Origin of the sequence: Pseudohalioglobus sediminis, from assembly GCF_008370495.1 — a bacterium.
In the GTDB taxonomy this organism is placed as follows: Bacteria; Pseudomonadota; Gammaproteobacteria; order Pseudomonadales; family Halieaceae; genus Halioglobus.
Window position 1 is genome coordinate 560,535 of the sequence record NZ_VTUX01000003.1, and the last position, 17,902, is coordinate 578,436.

Consider the following 17,902-nt stretch of genomic DNA (forward strand, 5'->3'; position numbering starts at 1 on the left):
TTCTCGCTGTTATCGGCTAAGCATGGAACAACGGCCCCCGGGATTCGAACTGACCGTCCAGGACCGCCAGACGGCTGTACTCACCATCAGCGGCGACTGGATACAGGGCAACACCCACAGTGACTTCCAGACCTTCAAGGATGACTTGTGCTGCATCCATGCCGACAAACTGGTAGTCGACGGCGCCGAGCTTGGGCGCTGGGATTCGGTGCTGATGGCATTCCTGCTGCAGTGTTACAACCAGTGCCGGGACGACAATATTGAATTTTCCCAGCGCGGCCTCCCCGCCAACGTGGTGCAACTGCTCGAGGTAGCCTCCACCGTTCCGGCCCATGAGCAGAAAGCACCGGAGGCCGAGCCCTGGTACGGCTTTCTCGACCCCGGCAGGCTCTATGGTGAAGTACGCGACGCCACCCTGGGCACCCTCGAGTTCGTTGGTGAGCTCAGCGTCGCCCTGGCTCGACTCACGGTCGGCCGCGCCAATACCCGGCTCAGTGATTTCCGCGACTTCTGTTACCAGGCCGGCCCCAATGCATTCGCCATTATCAGCCTGACCAGCCTGCTGGTGGGGATGATTCTCGCCTACCTCGGTGCAGTCCAGCTGCAGCAGTTCGGCGCCGGAATATACGTCGCCGACCTCGTGGTCATAGGCATGCTGCGCGAGATGGGTGTATTGATGGCGGCAGTGGTCATGGCCGGCAGGACCGGCGCCGCCTATGCTGCGCAGCTGGGAACCATGCAGACCAACGAGGAAATAGATGCCATTACCACCATGGGTGTGTCACCCATGGAATTCCTTATCGTGCCACGGGTGCTGGCGCTGGTGGTCATGATGCCCCTGTTGACCCTGTACGCCAACGTGCTGGGGATTGTAGGCGGCGGCATCGTCGCCGGCGGCATGGGCATAACGCCGTTGATGTATATTGCCCAGGGAGAGGATGCAGTGAGCCTTGCGCACCTCACTGTGGGCCTGATCAAGAGCGTGGTGTTCGGCCTGCTGATTGCCGTGGCAGGCTGTCGTTCGGGCATCAACAGCGGGCGCGATTCAGCGGCCGTTGGCCAGGCGGCCACAGAAGCTGTCGTCACCGCAATTGTCTACCTGATCGTTGCCGACGCCGCCATCAACATCGTTTTCCAACAGCTGGAGATCTGATGTCGGACGTGCATATCAGGGTCAGCCAGCTCACTATGGCCTACGGCTCCAGGGTCATCCAGCGGGACCTCGATTTCGACATAATGAAAGGCGACATTTTTGTCATCATGGGCGGCAGTGGTTGTGGCAAGAGCACCCTGCTGAAGCACATGCTGGGCCTGCTATCGCCAGCGTCAGGCGACATCCTGTTCAACGGCGAGAGCCTGGTCAGCGCCAGTGCCCAGCAACGCGACCGCATGCGACAGCGCTGGGGGATTACCTACCAGAGCGGCGGTCTGTTCAGTGCCATGACGCTGGCAGAAAACATCGCCCTGCCGCTGCAGCTGTACACGCAGTACTCGGCAGCAGATCGCGACGATATCATCGCCTATAAACTGGCCCTGGTGGGCCTGGCCGGCTACCAGGACTTTTACCCATCGGAAATCAGCGGCGGGATGCGCAAGCGGGCGGCATTGGCGCGTGCTATCGCCCTGGAGCCGGAAATCCTGTTTTTTGACGAGCCCTCGGCAGGCCTGGACCCGATCAGCTCCAGCCTGCTGGACGAGCTGATAGTGCAATTGCAACAGAGCACCGGGGCGACTGTGGTGATGGTGACGCACGAACTGCCCAGCATTTTCGCTATCGCCAACAATTCCGTCTATCTCGATGCGAAAACCAAGACCATGATCGCCTACGGCGACCCGCGCGAGCTGCGCGATCACAGCGACCAGGCCGTGGTGAGACAATTTCTCGCCCGGGAAGCGAGCGCAGCAGTTGAGGAACCATTATGAGCGAAAAACCCCATACAGTAGCGATTGGCGCCTTTGTTATTGGCGCGCTGCTCATCGCTGTAACCGCCATCATATTTGCCCTCGGCACCGGCATAGGCCAGGAACGCAGTACGGTGGTCATGGTATTCGATGGTTCGGTGAAAGGGCTCAGTGTGGGCGCACCGGTAGCATTGCGGGGCGTGCAGATAGGCCAGGTCACCGACGTGGAACTGGTCCTGGATTCCGATACGGTTGAACTGATCATGCTGGTAGAAGCGGAAATAAGTGGCGAAAACATTCGACGCAGTGGCTCCAACGCCGAAAACCTCACCGAGGAGTTGATTTCGCGCGGTCTGCGCGCACAGCTCAATACCCAGAGCCTGTTGACGGGGCTGCTCTATGTGCAGCTGGACTTCCATCCCGACAGCGCCATCAACCTCGCCGAGATAGACTCACCGTATCTGCAGATTCCCACCATACCCACGGAACTGGAGCGCATTACGCGCAGGCTGGAGTCAATTGACTTCGCCAAGGTGGCCACAGATATGGAGTCCATCGCAGAGGGCATAAACCGTTTCATCAACAGCGAGGGCTTTCAGCAACTGCCACAGCAGGTGCGCGCCACGCTGGCCTCTGTCGACCAACTCAGCGCGCAACTGCAGGGCCAGATCGCCAGTACCGGGCCCAAGCTGGATAGCGTGCTGGAAGAAGCCGCGACCACCGTAAGCCTGGCCAATGCCGAGCTGCCGCAGCTGGCAAAGCTCATCAACGACAACCTCGACCTGCTCGAGGACGCCATAAAAGCCTTCGAACAGGGCATGCTCGAGTTTGAGGGGCTGGTGGACTATGACTCGGCCACTGTCTACGAACTCAACCGCGCGCTGCGCGAACTGGGCCAGGCCGGCAGGGCACTGCAGCAGCTGGGCCAGACCCTTGAGGAGCAACCTGAAGCCATTATCCGTGGCAAGAGTGGAGACACACCATGACCCTACCCTGGCGCACTATTGCCTGGCCCCTGCTGATCGCAACGCTGCTCGCCGCTTGCGGCACCACCCCGCAGAGCCACCACTACCTGCTGACCGCCGCCGAAGCGCCATTGCCTTCCGGTGACAGCCCGACCCTCGGCATCGGGCCCATCAGCCTGTCGGCGTACCTGAACCGGAATGCACTGGTGAGACGCAGTGGCAGCAACCAACTGGAGCTGTCGACCACGGAGCGCTGGGGCGAACCACTGGAAGACGGCATCACCCGGGTACTGGGACTCAACCTGGCCGGTCTGTTGCAAACAAAGAGCGTCGTGCGCTATCCATGGCACCCCGCCCGGGCGCCACAATACGGCATCAAGGTGCACGTGCTGGAGATGGATGCCACAGCTGATAGCGCCACCCTGGTGGTAGAGTGGCTGGTATACAGGCCGGCGGACGCCAGCGCCATCGACCGGCAACTCAGCCGCCAGTCATCGCCATTGCCCGGACCTGATGCCGACAGCAATACCCTCGCCAGCCTCTACAGCGACATGTTGCTGGCGCTGAGCGAGGACATCGCGGCGACTATCCGCGCCCGTGACGCACAGAGTCCTGCGGACAGCACAGAGTAAATCTGGCCGCCCGGGGTTTAAAACTCGTCGGGGCGCAGCATGGCGTCGGAACCGCCGTCTACGAAGACCACTGAGCCACAAACGAAATCGGCTTCCGGTGACAGCAAAAAGCGCATCACGTTGGCAATCTGATCCGGGCGCGCTGTGCCGCCCCAGGGAACCATCGCCCCGAACTCCTTCATTGCCGGCCCCAGCTCGGCATCGGACATGACCTGCTCGGACAGCGGCGTCTGGGTAATGCCCGGTGCCACCGCGTTCAGGCGCACGCCCAGCTTCGCGTAGGGTACGACATTTCGACGCATCCACACCGAAACAGCGCGCTTGGAACCGGCGTAGGCAGTGTGCCCGTCTCGCTGCGCTATCTCGGCGAGGGCGGCATCCTCGTCACCGCCCAGGCAAAGCTGCACGAAGGCGTCGGCGGCGGGCACCATGGGTGCCGAATTGGAGGCGACAAGCAAAACCGTACCGCGCTTTTTCGCAACCAGGTCTTTCAAGCCCTCCACCGTCGCCACGACGGCAAAGTAGTTCACGCTGGCAATCAGCGACAGTGGCCGCGCTACCGGCGGCAGGCCGGCACAGGGTATAAACCCGTCGAGGCCATCGGGTGCCAGCTCACGCACACCATCGATCGCGGCCTGCCTGCCTTCAGGCGAGGACAGGTCGGCGATAATATCGCCTTCACGGATATCCACACTGATCACCTGGTGGCCCCCTGCCAGCAGTTGCCGCTTTAACTCGGCGCCGATGCCGGTGGCCCCGCCCGTCAATGCAAATGTACCCATAACTAATCCCTGACTGATTCGGTAAGCGGCCCATTCTCCCCCAACACCGGCACCAGGCCAAAGCCTTCGCGCGCCAACCCTGTGCGAGCTGCAATGTATTTTCAGACTGGTTTAAGAAATCGGCTGAACAATGGTGAGTTTAGCCAGCGCGGCTATCACTGGCGGGGTTCGTCCATAATCCGATCTGGGTTATGATGAGGCCAGCATAATAACAACGCCAGTGAGCGGCTGAAGAACAATAATTGAAGCCCAGGTCGCGGAGCACACCATAGCCCGCGTCGGGCCGGCACAGCACTTTTACATCACACTATTTGCTGAGGGATCCGCAAGCATGAGCAATGCACGCTATTTCGGGCAGTCTGTCACCGTCATTCACCTGCCACTGTCGACCGCCGTCAGGCACGCTCTGGCGCTACTGTGTACAGGCGTGTGCGCCGCCGGTGCCCTGGCCCAGGAAGACACCTCGACACAGAGTCGATACAACCTGCAACTGGAGGAAGTGCTGGTCACCGCGCAGAAGCGCGAGGAAGACTTTATGTCGGTGCCGGCGGCGGTCAACGCCTTTACCGCGCAGGACATGATCAACACCGGCGCCGCCACCATCCAGGATATCGATGCGTTCATGCCCGGGGTGGAAATCGGCGACTCGGTGAGCGGCTCGACTCAATTGGGCATTACCGTACGCGGCATCAGCAGCCCCAATATCAGTTCCGGGCAAGACCCCTCGGTGGCGACGTTCTATGATGGTTCCTACATGCCCCGCGCGGTGACCTCGATCCCCTTTACAGACATTGCCCGAACCGAAGTTCTGAAAGGCCCCCAGGGTACCCTGTTCGGACGCAATGCCACTGCGGGCGTCATTAACATCGTTCCCAACAAGCCCAGCCAGGATTTTGAGGGTTTCGTGAAAGCGCGCCTCGGCAACCAGGACCTGGTCCGCGTTGAAGGCATGATCAACGCCCCCGTCAGTGACACCCTCGCCCTGCGCGGCAATATCTTCTCCCACCAGCGCGCTGGCGCCACCGAATCAGTCACCAATGGTGGTGACTACCGGGACGAGGGCTTCATGGCCGTGCGCGGCGTGATGCTGTGGACACCCACGGAAGATACGGAGATACAGCTCTCCGCTGACTACGAGGACCGCGACGAAATGCCCCGCGCCGCCATTGGCGTCAGCAAGTACGCCTTCCGGGGTAGTGACGACCCCTTCCGCGGCAAGGACAGGCACGACGTCGTCGGTGCCGGCAACAGCTACAACAATGATCGCACCAACGAGGAAGAAACCCGTGAAATGTACGGTGTCTCGCTGCAGATCAACCAGGTACTCTCAGACCAGTGGGACATGTTCGGCATCGTCAGCTACCGTGACTGGGACACCACCAACCTGCAGGAAGAAGACGGCACACCTGATCCTCGTCGCTACCTGGATACCAACAATATCGAAGATTCCAATATTTTCTACAGCGAAGTCCGTTTCAACTTTGTTGACGAGAACTGGAACGTCATCCTGGGCGGCAACTACAGCAAAGAGGATGTGTTCCAGCGCACTGACATCGGCCTGCTCACGGACTCCTACATGCAACTGCTCAGCGGTGAATTACTGCCTGTGGCCCAGGACATCGGCTTGATCGACCCGGACGTCGAGCTCGGGCCGGATGATCACATCTGGGACTACTTCGGCGATGAGCCCGACGCCACCTACCTGGGCTTTTCCGCGCTGGCCTCAGGCATCACCGGCATACCGACCGCAGTGCTGCCCCCCAGCTATGCCCAGGGCTATTTCACCGAAACCATGGACAATACCGGTGACTTCGTCAACTGGGGCCTGTTCGTTGACGGCACCTACCAGCTCACCGACACCATTCGCCTGGCAGCGGGACTGCGTTACAGCTACGACGAAAAGGACTATTCCTGGCAGACCTACGATAACAGCTTCGATGACTGGCCCTTCCTGCCGTTCCGGGTGAACTACATTCCCGCCGAAACGGGTGCTCCGGAAGACCAGTGGTACAACAAATTCAGCGCCAATGACGACTGGAGCAAAACCACCGGGCGCTTCGTTGCCGACTGGCAGTTCACCGACTACGCCATGACCTATTTTTCCTACGCCACCGGTTATAAATCCGGCGGCTTCGACGGCCAGAGTTTCAAGGCCTTTGTCGTCGGCTCCTTCGATCCCGAGGAGATGACCAGTTACGAGCTGGGTTTGAAGGGCGACTTTTTCGAGGAGAGCCTGCGGGTCGAACTGGCCCTGTTCCACCATCAACTGGACGGCAAGCAGACGTCAACTGATATCAAGGAAGGGCCTGACGACCCCACAGCGGCACCCGGCGTGATCAGCAGTGACGAGGAAGCGGACGGCGTTGAACTGGTCCTCACGTGGAACGTAACGGACACCCTGCGCCTTGGCGCATTGACCACCTACCGCGAAACGGAAACCACCTCACAGCAGTACTACAACTCCGCCGGGGAACTGGTGGGCGGCACCACCGAGGACGCCGAGACCAACACCGAGTACACGCTCCAGCTCGACTGGACGCCTGAAATCGCCTACGGCTATCTGCTGCTGCACATGGACTATGAATTCAGGGAAGACCCGGGGCCCACCGACCGGGACGCCCTGTTCACGACCGGCCCCTGGTATTTCCAGGACAAAAAGCTGCTCAATGCGCGACTGGCCTGGTCCAATGAGGAGGACACTATCGAGGTGGCCTTGTGGGGCAAAAACCTGCTGGACGAGGAATACGCGGAGAACCCCGGCGGACTCGCCGCAGACGAACTCGGCGCCTACCACACCAATATCGATGACGCTCTCACCTGGGGCGTAGACCTGCGCTATTCCTTCTAGGTCGCGCGCCCGCCCCCGGGAGAGAGCTCAATGACTTCGCCCAACCCCTCCATATCGGAGGGGTTCTTGTTTCTGGCGTTGCTGACATTGCGCGAGACGCGCTGCAACTGCCAGCAGTATTTCAGCTCGCTGCGAAACAGCGGGTCATCTGCAGCCACTTCCACAGAATTGTCCAGCCAGCGCGACATTTCATCACCGGTCAGGACAACGGGCATGCGCTTATGCCAGGGCAGGAACGCTTCCGCCGCCGCGGTCGTCACCAGGGCACAACTCAACAGCGGTACCCCATCCCCTTCCCAGACGTCCCACAGTGCGGCAACGGCAAGCGCCTGCTCGGGATTGCTGATAAGCCATGGCTGCTTCACGCCACCCTCCTCACGCCATTCCAGAAAACTGCTCATGGGCACGATGCCGCGATGGCGCCTGAAAGGTGTACGGAATGCGCGACTGGTCGCCAGGGTTTCGGCGCGCGCGTTGAACATGCTGTATTTCTGGTCCACGGCCGGCGCCCACGATGGCGTCAGCCACCAGCGCGCCGTATCCAGGTGCACGCTATCTGCCCCGCGGCGAACCAACCCAACCTCCTCCGTCGGGGCGATGTTGGTTCGCGTCGGCAGGTTCAGGTCCACGCCAAGATCGCGCATCAGCTGCTGCACACCGGGACTGTCAATAATGTTGAAACGGCCGCACATGCGCTCACTGTGCCCAAATCCCGCGGGGGGAGCAAGGCAGGTCTGCTTTGGTAAACCTGTCGGGGCTCAATTACAGGGGCGCTTGCCTGCGACCTCCGGCGGGTTTAACCTGCTGACGCTTTTCCCGGGAGAATCCAATGAGCGACAAACCCCTGGCGCCAGCCATCGAGGGCTGGCATACCATGGAAGTCAAACCGCACCTGATCGGCACCCAGTGCAAGGGTTGCGGCACCTACTTCTTCCCCAAGAACCAGGCTTACTGCCGTAACCCGGCCTGTGACTCCACCGACTTTCGCGAAGTGGAATTGAGTCGTAGCGGCCATATCTGGAGCTACACCAACGCCTGCTACAAGCCACCCGAGCCGTTTGTTGCCGCGGAGCCTTTTGAGCCCTACGCCATCGCCGCGGTGCAGTTGGAGAAAGAACAAATGGTCGTGCTGGGCCAGGTGATAGAAGGCGTGAGCTGTGAACAGTTGAAAGTCGGCATGCCGGTTGAACTGGTACTCGAGCCTCTCCATGAGACCGACGACGACATCAAGATGACCTGGAAATGGAAGCCGGTTGCCCCCTAGGGCGCGGCACAGCAGGAGCACAAGACATTATGTCCAACGAAATCGCCATTCTCGGCGCCGGCATGCACCCCTGGGGCAAATGGGGCCATAACTTCGTAGAGTACGGGGTCGCCGCCGCCCGCGAGGCCCTGAAGGACGCAGGCGTGCCCTGGCAGGACGTGAAATTCGTGTCCGGTGGCGCCACCGTGCGCTGCGGCTACCCGGGTTACGTGGCCGGCGCGACCTTTGCCCAGGCACTGGGCTGGCAGGGTGCGGAAGTCAACACTTCCTATGCGGCCTGTGCCTCCGGTTCACAGGCACTGGCTGCCGCACGCAACAAGATACTGGCCGGCGCCTGCGACGTCGCCCTGGTAGTCGGTGCCGACACCACGCCCAAGGGCTTCCTGGCCCCAGCCAAAGGCTACCGGCCGGAAGACCCGGACTGGGTCCGTTTCTACCTCGGCATCACCAACCCCACCTACTTCGCCCTGTATGCCAGACGACGCATGGATGTCTACGGGGACACCCTCGATGACTTTGCCGCGGTGAAAGTGAAAAACTCACGGATCGGCAGCAAGAACCCGCGTGCAAGGTATCGCAAGTGCTTCAGCGCCGAAGACGTGGCTGCATCGGCCATGGTGGCAGATCCGCTGCGACTGATGGACATCTGCGCCACCTCCGATGGCGGCGCCGCGCTGATTGTGTCCAGCGTCGAATACGCCGAAAGAATCGGCAAGGGCGACGCACCGAGGGTCGCGGCAATTTCCACCACCACACCCACCTTCGCCAGTTCCGTGGTGGAAATGCCGGATATTGCCACCGATTCTGCCGCCGCCGCTGGCGTTGAGGCGCACGCATTCCGCTCCACGCTGCCGCTGAAAGCCTACGAAGAGGCGGGCATAGGCCCGGAGGACATTGACCTGGCGGAAGTGTATGACCTCTCAACTGCACTGGAACTCGACTGGATAGAAGATCTGCAGTTAGCACCGCGAGGTGAGGCCGCCGCGCTGCTGCGCGCGGGCGACACTGCGATTGGCGGCAAGATCCCGGTCAACGTCTCCGGCGGCCTGGCCTGCTTTGGTGAGGCCGTGCCGGCACAGGCGCTGGCCCAGGTTTGCGAGTTGACCTGGCAGTTGCGTGGCGAGGCAGGTGATCGGCAGGTGGCAGGTGCCCGGGTCGGGATTACCGCCAACCAGGGGCTATTCGGTCACGGTAGCTCGGTGATCGTGAAGCGCTAATTCTCACTGTCGCGGCGGGTCGCCTGCATCAGAAAAGCGATCAGGTCGGCCCTGTCCTGTGCATCCGGCACGCCATTGCTCATCATGGTTGAGTCGGGATAAATGGCCATGGGGTTTTCCAGCCAGGCGTACATCATTTTCGGGGTCCATACGAACTGGGCCGCCTTGAACCGCGCCGAGTAGTATTCAAAGCCGGGTTGTTTGCCCGCCACCTTGCCAAAAATACCGCTGAGATTGGGCCCGGTGTTATGCCCCATGAACTGCTGCGGGTAATGGCAGGTCCGGCACTGCCCGAACAGTATGCGCCCGCGGTCGACATCTGCCAGGGCCAGCCGCGCTTCCAGTTCGCTCGCCCCTGCGGGCAGGCCGACCAGCAGCAGCGCCATCAGCAACCCCCGCATCACGCCGCCCCCGCGACGGCACGTCCGGCGCGCCTGCCGAAAAAAGTGGCGTCGCCAAGCGACAAGCCACTGGCAATATAGGGCGCGGTGGGCACGCCCGCGCTGGTGCGACCGGCAGCGTACAAACCCGGAATCTGTTCGCCAAAACTGTTGAGGACGTTTCCGTTCACCGTGGTCGCCAGACCGCCCAGGGTATGCGCCGGGAAAAACGCCCGCTCCACGGAGATATCCCAGGCTTTGTAAGGCGGCCCCTGCAATGGGCGCAGGTATTGCCCGGCTTTGCCAAAAACTGGATCCTCTCCGTTGCCGGCGTGGCGATTGTAATAGGCCACTGTGTTCTGCAGTGCCCCCTTGGGCAGCGACAGCTGCTCCGCGATGCCACCGATGCTGTTGCTCTGGGCGGCAAGCGGAAAGTTGTCCTGCACCCCTTTATATGCGCTTTGCTCATCGGTTATCAGCCATGCCCTGCCCTGCTGCTGGAAGGCAATGGCGTGCCCTATGACAGCGTGATAGACGTCTTCGCCGATAAAGCGCTGTCCGCTACTGTTGATCAGAATTCCCGAGATTGACTGTTCCGGCGGGTAGATGGGGGCCACGGCAAAGCCCTCGTGCATGCGCACACTGGACGCCCCGACGGCTACGCCCATATTGATACCCTGCCCCTGGTCGCCAGCACCGCCCCAGGGTACAGAACAGCGCGCAAGTTCGGGGGCGTGCTGCTCCAGCATCGCGCGGTTGTGAATAAATCCGCCACAGGCCAGCACCACACCCCGTCGCGCGCGCACGAACCGCTGCCCGCCCTCGCTTTCCAGCAATGCACCACTGACGCGACCGTCGCTTTCCACCACCAGCTGGCGCACGGCTACGCGCGTGCGCAACGGCACCCCTGCATCCCTTACCTGCTTGTGCAGCGCCGCCATCAGGGTGCGGCCCCCGTTTATTCCCGCCACCCCCGGCACGTGGCCACGTGGCGCCGGCACCGCCAACTCGCGCGCCGGCCAGGCCTGCTCGGAGCCGGAGAAGTACAGCGATTCGTCGCCCATGGGTAGCCCCTTCCCGGGGGTGAACTTATCGGTATAGGGCACGCCCTGTGCCACCAGCCAGGCGAAATGCTCGGGGCTTTGTTCACAATACAGCTGTATCTTGTCCCGGGGCGAACCGGGTGAACCGGTGCGCAGCAGATAGTCATACATCGCTTCCGGTGTATCCTCTACTCCCAGGGCGCGTTGCAGCGCGGTGCCGCCCCCTGCATAGACCACACCGCCGGAAAGGCCGGAACTGCCGCCGGGTACGGCCAGCGACTCGGTCATCAGGACTCTCGCACCCGCCCGCTTCGCTTCCAGCGCGGCGCAGGTCCCGGCGGCACCCGAGCCCGCCACCAGCACATCGACCTGCTCATCCCAGGCCGGCACATCGCTGCTCGGCATCGCCTGTGCGCTGCCGCCCGCAACAACGGCGGCACCAGTCGCCAGCAACAGCTGGCGACGGCTCAGCCCGGTTTTTTCGGTGTCTGTCACGGTACTATTTACGCGGCCGATTCAGGGGAAAAAACGGCTGATGGTATCGATAATGCAGGCCGGCCGCTCGCCCCCCTCTATCTCGATGGTCATGCGCACGACCACCTGTACGCCGCCCTTTACTTCCTCCGCACTGATCACTTCACCGCCGCCGCGAATACGCGAGCCCACCGGTACTGCGGCGGGGAAGCGTACTTTTTCACAGCCGTAGTTGACGCCCATGGACGTATTGCGCACCGTCATGATCTGCGGCAGGAACAGGTTGGCGAGGGAAAGCGTGAGATAGCCATGCGCTATGGTTTTACCGAAGGGCCCCTCGGCTGCCTTCTCCGGATCGACATGAATCCATTGGTGATCCCCGGTGGCATCGGCGAACTGGTTGATACGATCCTGGTCAATTTCCAGCCAATCGCTGTAACCCAGGTGATTACCGACTGCATTGAGAAGCTCAGCGGGATTGTCGAACACGGTGGCCATAGTTGCGCTCCATTTTTACTCAGGCAGGGACTATATCACCGCACCGTTGACCGGGGTACAGATCGCAGTTCAATTGCCACCACCACTGCGCGCAAAGTCGCATTCTGTTGCAAAGTCCCGAAGCTGATATATAGTTATTTGAACTCTTTTATCACCGACACAAGGGAAACCTGAATGGACACCAGCAACCTACTGGAAACTATCATTATTCCATGGGGCATCAAGATCGCGCTCGCCCTCACTATCTTTATCGTGGGCCGCATGGCCGTGGGTATCGTGGTGCGAGTGGTCAGCAAGTTTATGCACAAACGTGACATGGACGAGATCCTGGTCAAGTTCCTGGTCTCCATCCTGCGCTGGGTGCTGCTGCTGTTCGTGGTCATCGCCGCGCTCAGCCAACTGGGTGTGGACACAACCTCACTGGTCGCCCTACTGGGTGCCGCGGGCCTCGCCATTGGCCTGTCACTGCAGAGCTCGCTGTCCAACTTTGCGGCCGGGGTGATGTTGATCGTATTCCGGCCATTCACCAAGGGGAATTTCGTGGAGGTCGCCGGCGTGTCGGGATCAGTTGATGCCATCGGCATCTTCACCACTACCCTGACAACGCCGGACAACAAGGAAGTTATCGTACCCAATGGCGCGGTGTATTCGAACAGCATTACCAACTTTTCCGCGCGTCCCACACGGCGTGTGGACATGGTGTTTGGTATTGGCTACGACGACGATATCAAGCAGGCCAAGGCCCTGCTGGAGCAGATTATCGCTGCTGATGAGCGCGTCCTGGCTGAGCCGGCCCCGGTTGTGGCGCTGGGCGAGCTGGGCGACTCCAGCGTCAACTTCCTGGTGCGCCCGTGGGTAAACGCGGCGGATTACTGGGGTGTGCTCTGGGACACCACCGAACAGGTCAAGCTCAAGTTTGATGAAGCCGGGATCAGCATTCCCTATCCGCAAATGGATGTGCATTTCGACAAGAGCGAGTAAGTCCTGAAACGGCCGGGGCGCTCGCCCCGGCCCACCTTGATCCAAGTTTCACGGCAGCGCGTAAACTACGGATATTACAAGTTTTTCACAGTGGTGAGGCCGCCCCTGTGATATAACTGCGCTTTCCCTTTCCCGTGGAATATCCAGTGAGTTCGATCAGAAAACAGTCAATCATCGCCGTACTGATGCTGGCTGTAGCAGCTGCAGTGGCGGTGACGCTGTATATCAAGCGCCCTCCCGCCCAAATAGCCCAACCGGAGTTCAGGCCCGTCTCGGTCGACGTGGCCGTTGCCGTCAAGCAATCGATACGCGTCGAAGTGCAGGCCCAGGGCACCGTAACACCGCTGCGCGAAACCGCCCTGATGGCAGAAGTTTCCGGACGCATCATCGATGTGGCCGAGAATTTCCTGGTGGGTAACTTTGTTGCTGAGGGCGACGTCCTGTTGCGCATCGACCCACGTGATTACCAGACGGAACTGCTGCGTGCCCAATCTACTGTGGAGTCGGCAGAGAGCAACCTGGCGCAGGAAAGAGGTCGCGCGGAAGTGGCGCTGCGGGAATGGAAAAAACTGCCCGCCAATAGCCAGCGCAGTGATGAAGCCAGGGACCTCTATCTGCGCAAACCACAGCTGGAACTGGCCGAGGCGCAGTTACTTTCGGCCCTCGCCGACCTGAACACCGCACGCGACCGACTCGAACGCACCATCATCAAGGCACCCTATAGCGCGGTTATCCGCAACAAGCACAGTGAATTGGGCCAGTTCGTCACCGCGGGCACCCCACTGGCTGATGTGTTCTCCGTGGAGCAGGCCGAGATACGCCTGCCCATACCGCAAAGCCGGCTGGGGTATCTCGCGCTGCCCGGCATCCAGGGTGGCGACCAGGGGGCAGAAATCGACCTCTATACCGATGTGGCAGGTGCCGTGACACACTGGCCCGCCACCTTGCATCGCACCGAAGGCGTATTCGATGAGCGCTCCCGCGTGCTTTACGCCGTGGCCCGCGTCGATGATCCCTACGCACTGGAAAATCCGGGGCGTGAGCCGCTGCGGCTGGGTACCTTCGTGAACGCCAATATCAGCGGCAGGGAATTTGACGACATCGTGGTTTTGCCGCGCTACGTACTGCGCGCCGGGAACCTGCTCTGGGTGATTGATGAACAGAATACCCTGCGCAACCGACAGGTCACGGTACTGCGAACAGGGGGAGACCGTATCTTCGTCAGTGACGGGCTCGATACCGGCGATCGCGTATCGCTGACCGCCCTGGACCCTTCAATGAATGGCTCTACCGTCCAGATCAATAGCAGCATACCCAGCGATCAACTCGGAGAGGGTGCGCCCGCCCTGTCCGATGAAGCGGCAGACAGCAACCAGGTGTCGCTGTCTGCCGGCCCGGCGGCTGGCACCGCGGCTGCGCAATGAGCGAGGGCACACCCCGAACTGGCGTTATTGCCTGGTTTGCCCGCAATCCGGTTGCGGCCAACCTGATGATGCTGGTCATTATGGCCGTGGGCCTGGGCAGCGCGCTCAGTATCCAGCGCGCCCTCTTTCCGGCGTTCGACTTCGAAGCAATCTTCATCACCGTGCCTTATCCCGGCGCGGCCCCGGAAGAGGTGGAACTCGGCGTCATCATGAAGATCGAGGAAGCCATCAACGACCTCGACGGCATCAAGCGCGTTGAGTCAGACGCGCTGGAATCCCTCGGGCGGGTCATGATTGAACCGCAGGATGGTGTCCCCATTTCCAAACTGCTCGCCGATGTGCAAAACCGCATCGACGGCATCAGCACCTTTCCCGAGGAAGCAGAGGAACCGGTAATCACGCAACCGGAAATCCTGTTTGCCGCATTGACCATCCAGATTAGCGGCGCACTCGACGAACGCAGCATGAAGTCACTGGCCGATGAACTGCGCAGGGAACTGGTTACCCTGCCAGAAGTCTCTTCTGCCGAAGTGATCGGTGCTCGCGATTACGAGATCGGCATAGAGATTTCCGAAGAAACCCTTCGCGAGTACCACCTGACGCTCGCTGATGTCGCCAATACCATAGCCGCCTCCTCCCTGGACCTGCCCTCGGGCTCCGTGCAAACCCGGCACGGCGACATCATGCTGCGCACGCTCGGCCAGGCCTATGTACAGCAGGATTTCGAGAACATCGTATTAAAGACCTGGCCAGACGGCACCCGCCTGCTGCTGGGTGACATCGCCACCGTGGAAGACGGCTTCGTCGACGCCAAGGGCTTCGCCAAGTTCAACGGGCAGTATTCCCTCGGCGTCAACGTATTCGCAATGGGTGAACAGGACATTATCGAAACCGCCGACGCGGCCCGCGCCTACGTCGAGGAGAAACGCCCCTCCCTGGCTGACGGCGTCGAGCTGGATATCTGGTCCGATTCTACCTACTACCTGAAAGGCCGCCTGGCCATGATGGTCAAGAACCTGGCCATCGGCGCGCTACTGGTATTCCTGACGCTGGCGCTGTTCCTTGAGATAAAGCTGGCGTTCTGGGTCATGCTGGGCATCCCGGTGTGTTTCCTCGGCGCCATGGCCGTGCTCAACACCCCTTACGTCGATGCCAGTCTCAACATGATAAGCCTGTTCGGCTTCATCCTGGTGCTGGGGATCGTAGTGGACGACGCGATCATCATGGGCGAAAGCGCCTATAGTGAAACCGAGCAACGCGGCCACAGCGTCGACAATGTTATCGACGGGGTGTACCGGGTAGCCACCCCCGCCACCTTTGGCGTGCTCACAACCATCGTTGCCTTTATTCCAACACTGTTTGTACAGGGCGTTTTTGCGCCCATGCCGGAGGCATTCGGCTGGGTTGTGATTCTCTGCCTGGTCTTTTCTCTGGTGGAATCAAAGTGGATTCTTCCGGCACACCTCGCCCACAGCAAGCCCACCAAAAATCGCCTGCTGCTGTCAGTGGACCATATCCAGGAAGGCGTCAACAATCGCCTGCGCAGCTTCGTTTACGGGCCCTATCGCCGGCTCGCGGACCGCTGCGTGGCCAATCGCTACATTACCCTGGCGCTGTTCCTGTCCTTGCTGGTGATGTCCATCGGCCTGATCGCCGGCGGCGTCGTGCGCACCGTGCTGTCGCCGCACACACCCGGTGAATTTCTTCAGGCGGAACTGCGCATGTCCGAAGGCAGTCCCGAAGAAGCAACGATTGATGCGGTCAACCAGATTGTCGTGGCGCTGGAACAGGTTGATCTCGAGTACCAGCGTGAAAACAACACCGACGATAGCATTGTCGACTACATCGCTGCCTACGGCTTCGAGCGTATCAATGGCCGCATCGACGTGGAACTGAGCAAGCAGGATACGCGCAGTATTTCCAACGAGGAGATACTGAAACGCTGGCGCGCCCAGGTGGGGCGTATTCACGGTGCAGATGTACTCGCTTTTGAATCCTCCGATGGCCCCAACTTCGGCCCCAATATCGCGTTCGACCTGAAGCATGCCAATTTCGACACGCTGCGCAAAGCGGCTGAAGAACTCGAGGAAAAACTGCGTCAATACGACGGACTCAGCGATATTCGCAATGGCGCCAGCGATACGCGCGAGGAGTTTCACCTGCAACTGCTCCCGGAGGGAGAAGCACTGGGGATCTCCCGCTACGACCTGGGCTCACAGGTTCGCCACGCGTTTTACGGTGCCGAGGCACAACGCATCCAGCGCGGTATCGACGAAATCAAGGTAATGGTGCGCTATCCGAGAACTGACCGAGAAAACGTTTCCAGCCTCAATAACATGTATATCCGCACACCTTCCGGTGACCAGGTGCCTTTCGAGACCGTGGCCAGGCTGGAGGTGCGACCGGGCCTGCTGAAGTCCACCCGCATCGACTTCCAGCGCGCGGCGGAAGTTACCGCTGAAGCTGACATCGCCGTGGTCGAACCCGCGAAAGTCATGGCCGACGTGGAGGCAAACATATTGCCGGACCTGATGCTTAAATACCCGGGGCTGAGCTGGGATGAGTCGGGGCTGGCAGATGAAGAGCGCAAGATGGCGTTCAGCATGTTTGTAGGCTTCGCCCTGGCATTGTTTGGTATCTATGCACTGCTGGCCGTACCCACGGGCTCATACCTGCAACCGTTGATTATCATGGGGGTTATACCCTTCGGTATTATCGGCGCCATACTGGCCCACTGGGGGCTGGGCCACGACATGAGCATGATGTCGGTCATGGGGATCGTCGCGCTCTCAGGTGTGGTGGTCAATGACAGCCTGATCCTCGTCGATTATGTCAACAAGTCTGTCGCTGCAGGGAAGGACAAACATATCGCTATCATCGATGCTGGCTGCCGGCGTTTCCGCGCCATCATGCTCACTTCACTGACCACTTTCCTCGGCCTGGCGCCCATGTTGCTGGAGCGCAGTGCCCAGGCCCAGTTCATGGTGCCGATGGCCATCTCGCTGGCCTTCGGCATCGTATTCGCCACGGTCATCACCCTGCTCCTGGTGCCCAGCCTGTACATGATTCTCGACGATGTGGCAGGGCTGATGAAGCGCTTCAGTGGTTCGACCGACGGCGAACCGACCCGCGCCTAGGCCGCCAGATAGGGCGCGAAAATCAGCCCGGCCATAATCACCGCGACTGCGGCCATGAGCAGTACACTGCCGGCGGCCACATCCTTGGCCTTGCCGATGAGCGGGTGATGCTCGGGATGGAGCGCGTCACACAGGTGCTCCAGCGCCGTGTTCAGGCCCTCGGCAAGCCATACCAGCGCCACGGTCAACAGTAGTGCTTTCCAGTCGTCAGCGGAGATCTGCAGCGCGAAAGCGAGGGCGCTAACCAGCACCGTCGCCAGCAGATGCAGGCGGGCATGGTGCTCTTCCAGCAGGGTCCGCACGCCGGTTATGGCGTGGGCGAAACTCTGCAACCTGCTGACGAGCCACTCCATGC

The 17,902-nt window shown here is 60.7% G+C and carries 16 protein-coding genes; 10 read left to right on the top strand and 6 right to left on the bottom strand.

All coding sequences use genetic code 11. The features are described 5' to 3' along the window. The first annotated feature begins 22 nt into the window (after nt 1–22). The 4 genes from F0M18_RS09175 to F0M18_RS09190 are packed head-to-tail and all read left to right on the top strand — an operon-like array spanning nt 23 to nt 3,499. The gene (locus F0M18_RS09175; RefSeq protein ID WP_149611096.1) at nt 23–1,153 is read left to right on the top strand and encodes an ABC transporter permease; all 1,131 of its coding nucleotides are present in this window, start codon (nt 23–25) and stop codon (nt 1,151–1,153) included. After that, nucleotides 1,153–1,923 carry an ABC transporter ATP-binding protein gene (locus F0M18_RS09180; protein ID WP_149611097.1) on the top strand — a complete coding sequence of 257 codons (771 nt, stop codon included), beginning with the start codon at nt 1,153–1,155 and terminating at the stop codon, nt 1,921–1,923. The genes F0M18_RS09175 and F0M18_RS09180 overlap by 1 nt, the downstream gene beginning before the upstream one ends. Beyond that, nucleotides 1,920–2,888 carry an MlaD family protein gene (locus F0M18_RS09185; protein ID WP_149611098.1) on the top strand — a complete coding sequence of 323 codons (969 nt, stop codon included), beginning with the start codon at nt 1,920–1,922 and terminating at the stop codon, nt 2,886–2,888. The genes F0M18_RS09180 and F0M18_RS09185 overlap by 4 nt, the downstream gene beginning before the upstream one ends. Then, nucleotides 2,885–3,499, top strand: a complete 615-nt coding sequence (locus tag F0M18_RS09190) for a PqiC family protein (RefSeq protein ID WP_149611099.1) — start codon at nt 2,885–2,887, stop codon at nt 3,497–3,499. The genes F0M18_RS09185 and F0M18_RS09190 overlap by 4 nt, the downstream gene beginning before the upstream one ends. Before the next feature lie 17 nt (nt 3,500–3,516). Here the strand turns inward: F0M18_RS09190 and F0M18_RS09195 are convergent, their stop codons facing one another. Then, nucleotides 3,517–4,281 (bottom strand): SDR family oxidoreductase, encoded by a 765-nt coding sequence (locus tag F0M18_RS09195; protein WP_149611100.1) that lies wholly within the window; start codon nt 4,279–4,281, stop codon nt 3,517–3,519. A 331-nt stretch (nt 4,282–4,612) separates the two neighbouring features. On the opposite strand from F0M18_RS09195, the gene F0M18_RS09200 reads away from it, so the two are divergent. Then, nucleotides 4,613–7,129 carry a TonB-dependent receptor gene (locus F0M18_RS09200; protein WP_149611101.1) on the top strand — a complete coding sequence of 839 codons (2,517 nt, stop codon included), beginning with the start codon at nt 4,613–4,615 and terminating at the stop codon, nt 7,127–7,129. Here the strand turns inward: F0M18_RS09200 and F0M18_RS09205 are convergent. Continuing rightward, a complete protein-coding gene (locus tag F0M18_RS09205) occupies nt 7,126–7,821 on the bottom strand; it encodes an SOS response-associated peptidase (RefSeq protein ID WP_149611102.1) in 696 nt (231 codons plus the stop codon). The two genes, F0M18_RS09200 and F0M18_RS09205, sit on opposite strands and share 4 nt — an antisense overlap. Before the next feature lie 137 nt (nt 7,822–7,958). On the opposite strand from F0M18_RS09205, the gene F0M18_RS09210 reads away from it, so the two are divergent. Further along, complete coding sequence (locus tag F0M18_RS09210; protein ID WP_149611103.1) at nt 7,959–8,393, top strand: Zn-ribbon domain-containing OB-fold protein; 435 nt, start codon at nt 7,959–7,961, stop codon at nt 8,391–8,393. Nucleotides 8,394–8,422: 29 nt separating this feature from the next. Further along, nucleotides 8,423–9,610: a lipid-transfer protein gene (locus F0M18_RS09215; protein WP_149611104.1), complete on the top strand. Its 1,188-nt coding sequence runs from the start codon at nt 8,423–8,425 to the stop codon at nt 9,608–9,610. Here F0M18_RS09215 and F0M18_RS09220 read toward each other — a convergent pair. From F0M18_RS09220 to F0M18_RS09230, 3 genes are read right to left on the bottom strand one after another with little or no spacing between them, the layout of a single operon-like run. Continuing rightward, a complete protein-coding gene (locus tag F0M18_RS09220) occupies nt 9,607–9,996 on the bottom strand; it encodes a c-type cytochrome (RefSeq protein ID WP_262500892.1) in 390 nt (129 codons plus the stop codon). The genes F0M18_RS09215 and F0M18_RS09220 overlap by 4 nt on opposite strands. Nucleotides 9,997–10,010: 14 nt before the next feature. After that, on the bottom strand, nt 10,011–11,528 hold the full coding sequence (locus tag F0M18_RS09225) for an FAD-dependent oxidoreductase (RefSeq protein WP_149611106.1): 1,518 nt from the start codon (nt 11,526–11,528) through the stop codon (nt 10,011–10,013). Nucleotides 11,529–11,549: 21 nt separating this feature from the next. After that, complete coding sequence (locus tag F0M18_RS09230) at nt 11,550–12,005, bottom strand: MaoC family dehydratase (RefSeq protein WP_149611107.1); 456 nt, start codon at nt 12,003–12,005, stop codon at nt 11,550–11,552. Between the two features lie 174 nt (nt 12,006–12,179). On the opposite strand from F0M18_RS09230, the gene F0M18_RS09235 reads away from it, so the two are divergent. The 3 genes from F0M18_RS09235 (at nt 12,180) to F0M18_RS09245 (ending at nt 17,547) form a co-directional block, all read left to right on the top strand. Beyond that, a complete protein-coding gene (locus F0M18_RS09235; protein WP_149611108.1) occupies nt 12,180–12,986 on the top strand; it encodes a mechanosensitive ion channel family protein in 807 nt (268 codons plus the stop codon). 146 nt (nt 12,987–13,132) lie between these two features. Continuing rightward, nucleotides 13,133–14,410, top strand: a complete 1,278-nt coding sequence (locus tag F0M18_RS09240) for an efflux RND transporter periplasmic adaptor subunit (protein WP_149611109.1) — start codon at nt 13,133–13,135, stop codon at nt 14,408–14,410. Then, complete coding sequence (locus F0M18_RS09245) at nt 14,407–17,547, top strand: efflux RND transporter permease subunit (RefSeq protein WP_149611110.1); 3,141 nt, start codon at nt 14,407–14,409, stop codon at nt 17,545–17,547. Before F0M18_RS09240 ends, F0M18_RS09245 begins: the two co-directional genes overlap by 4 nt. On the opposite strand, the gene F0M18_RS09250 is transcribed toward F0M18_RS09245, so the two are convergent. Then, nucleotides 17,544–17,900: a diacylglycerol kinase family protein gene (locus tag F0M18_RS09250; protein ID WP_149611111.1), complete on the bottom strand. Its 357-nt coding sequence runs from the start codon at nt 17,898–17,900 to the stop codon at nt 17,544–17,546. The two genes, F0M18_RS09245 and F0M18_RS09250, sit on opposite strands and share 4 nt — an antisense overlap. Between the last annotated feature and the right edge of the window lie 2 nt (nt 17,901–17,902).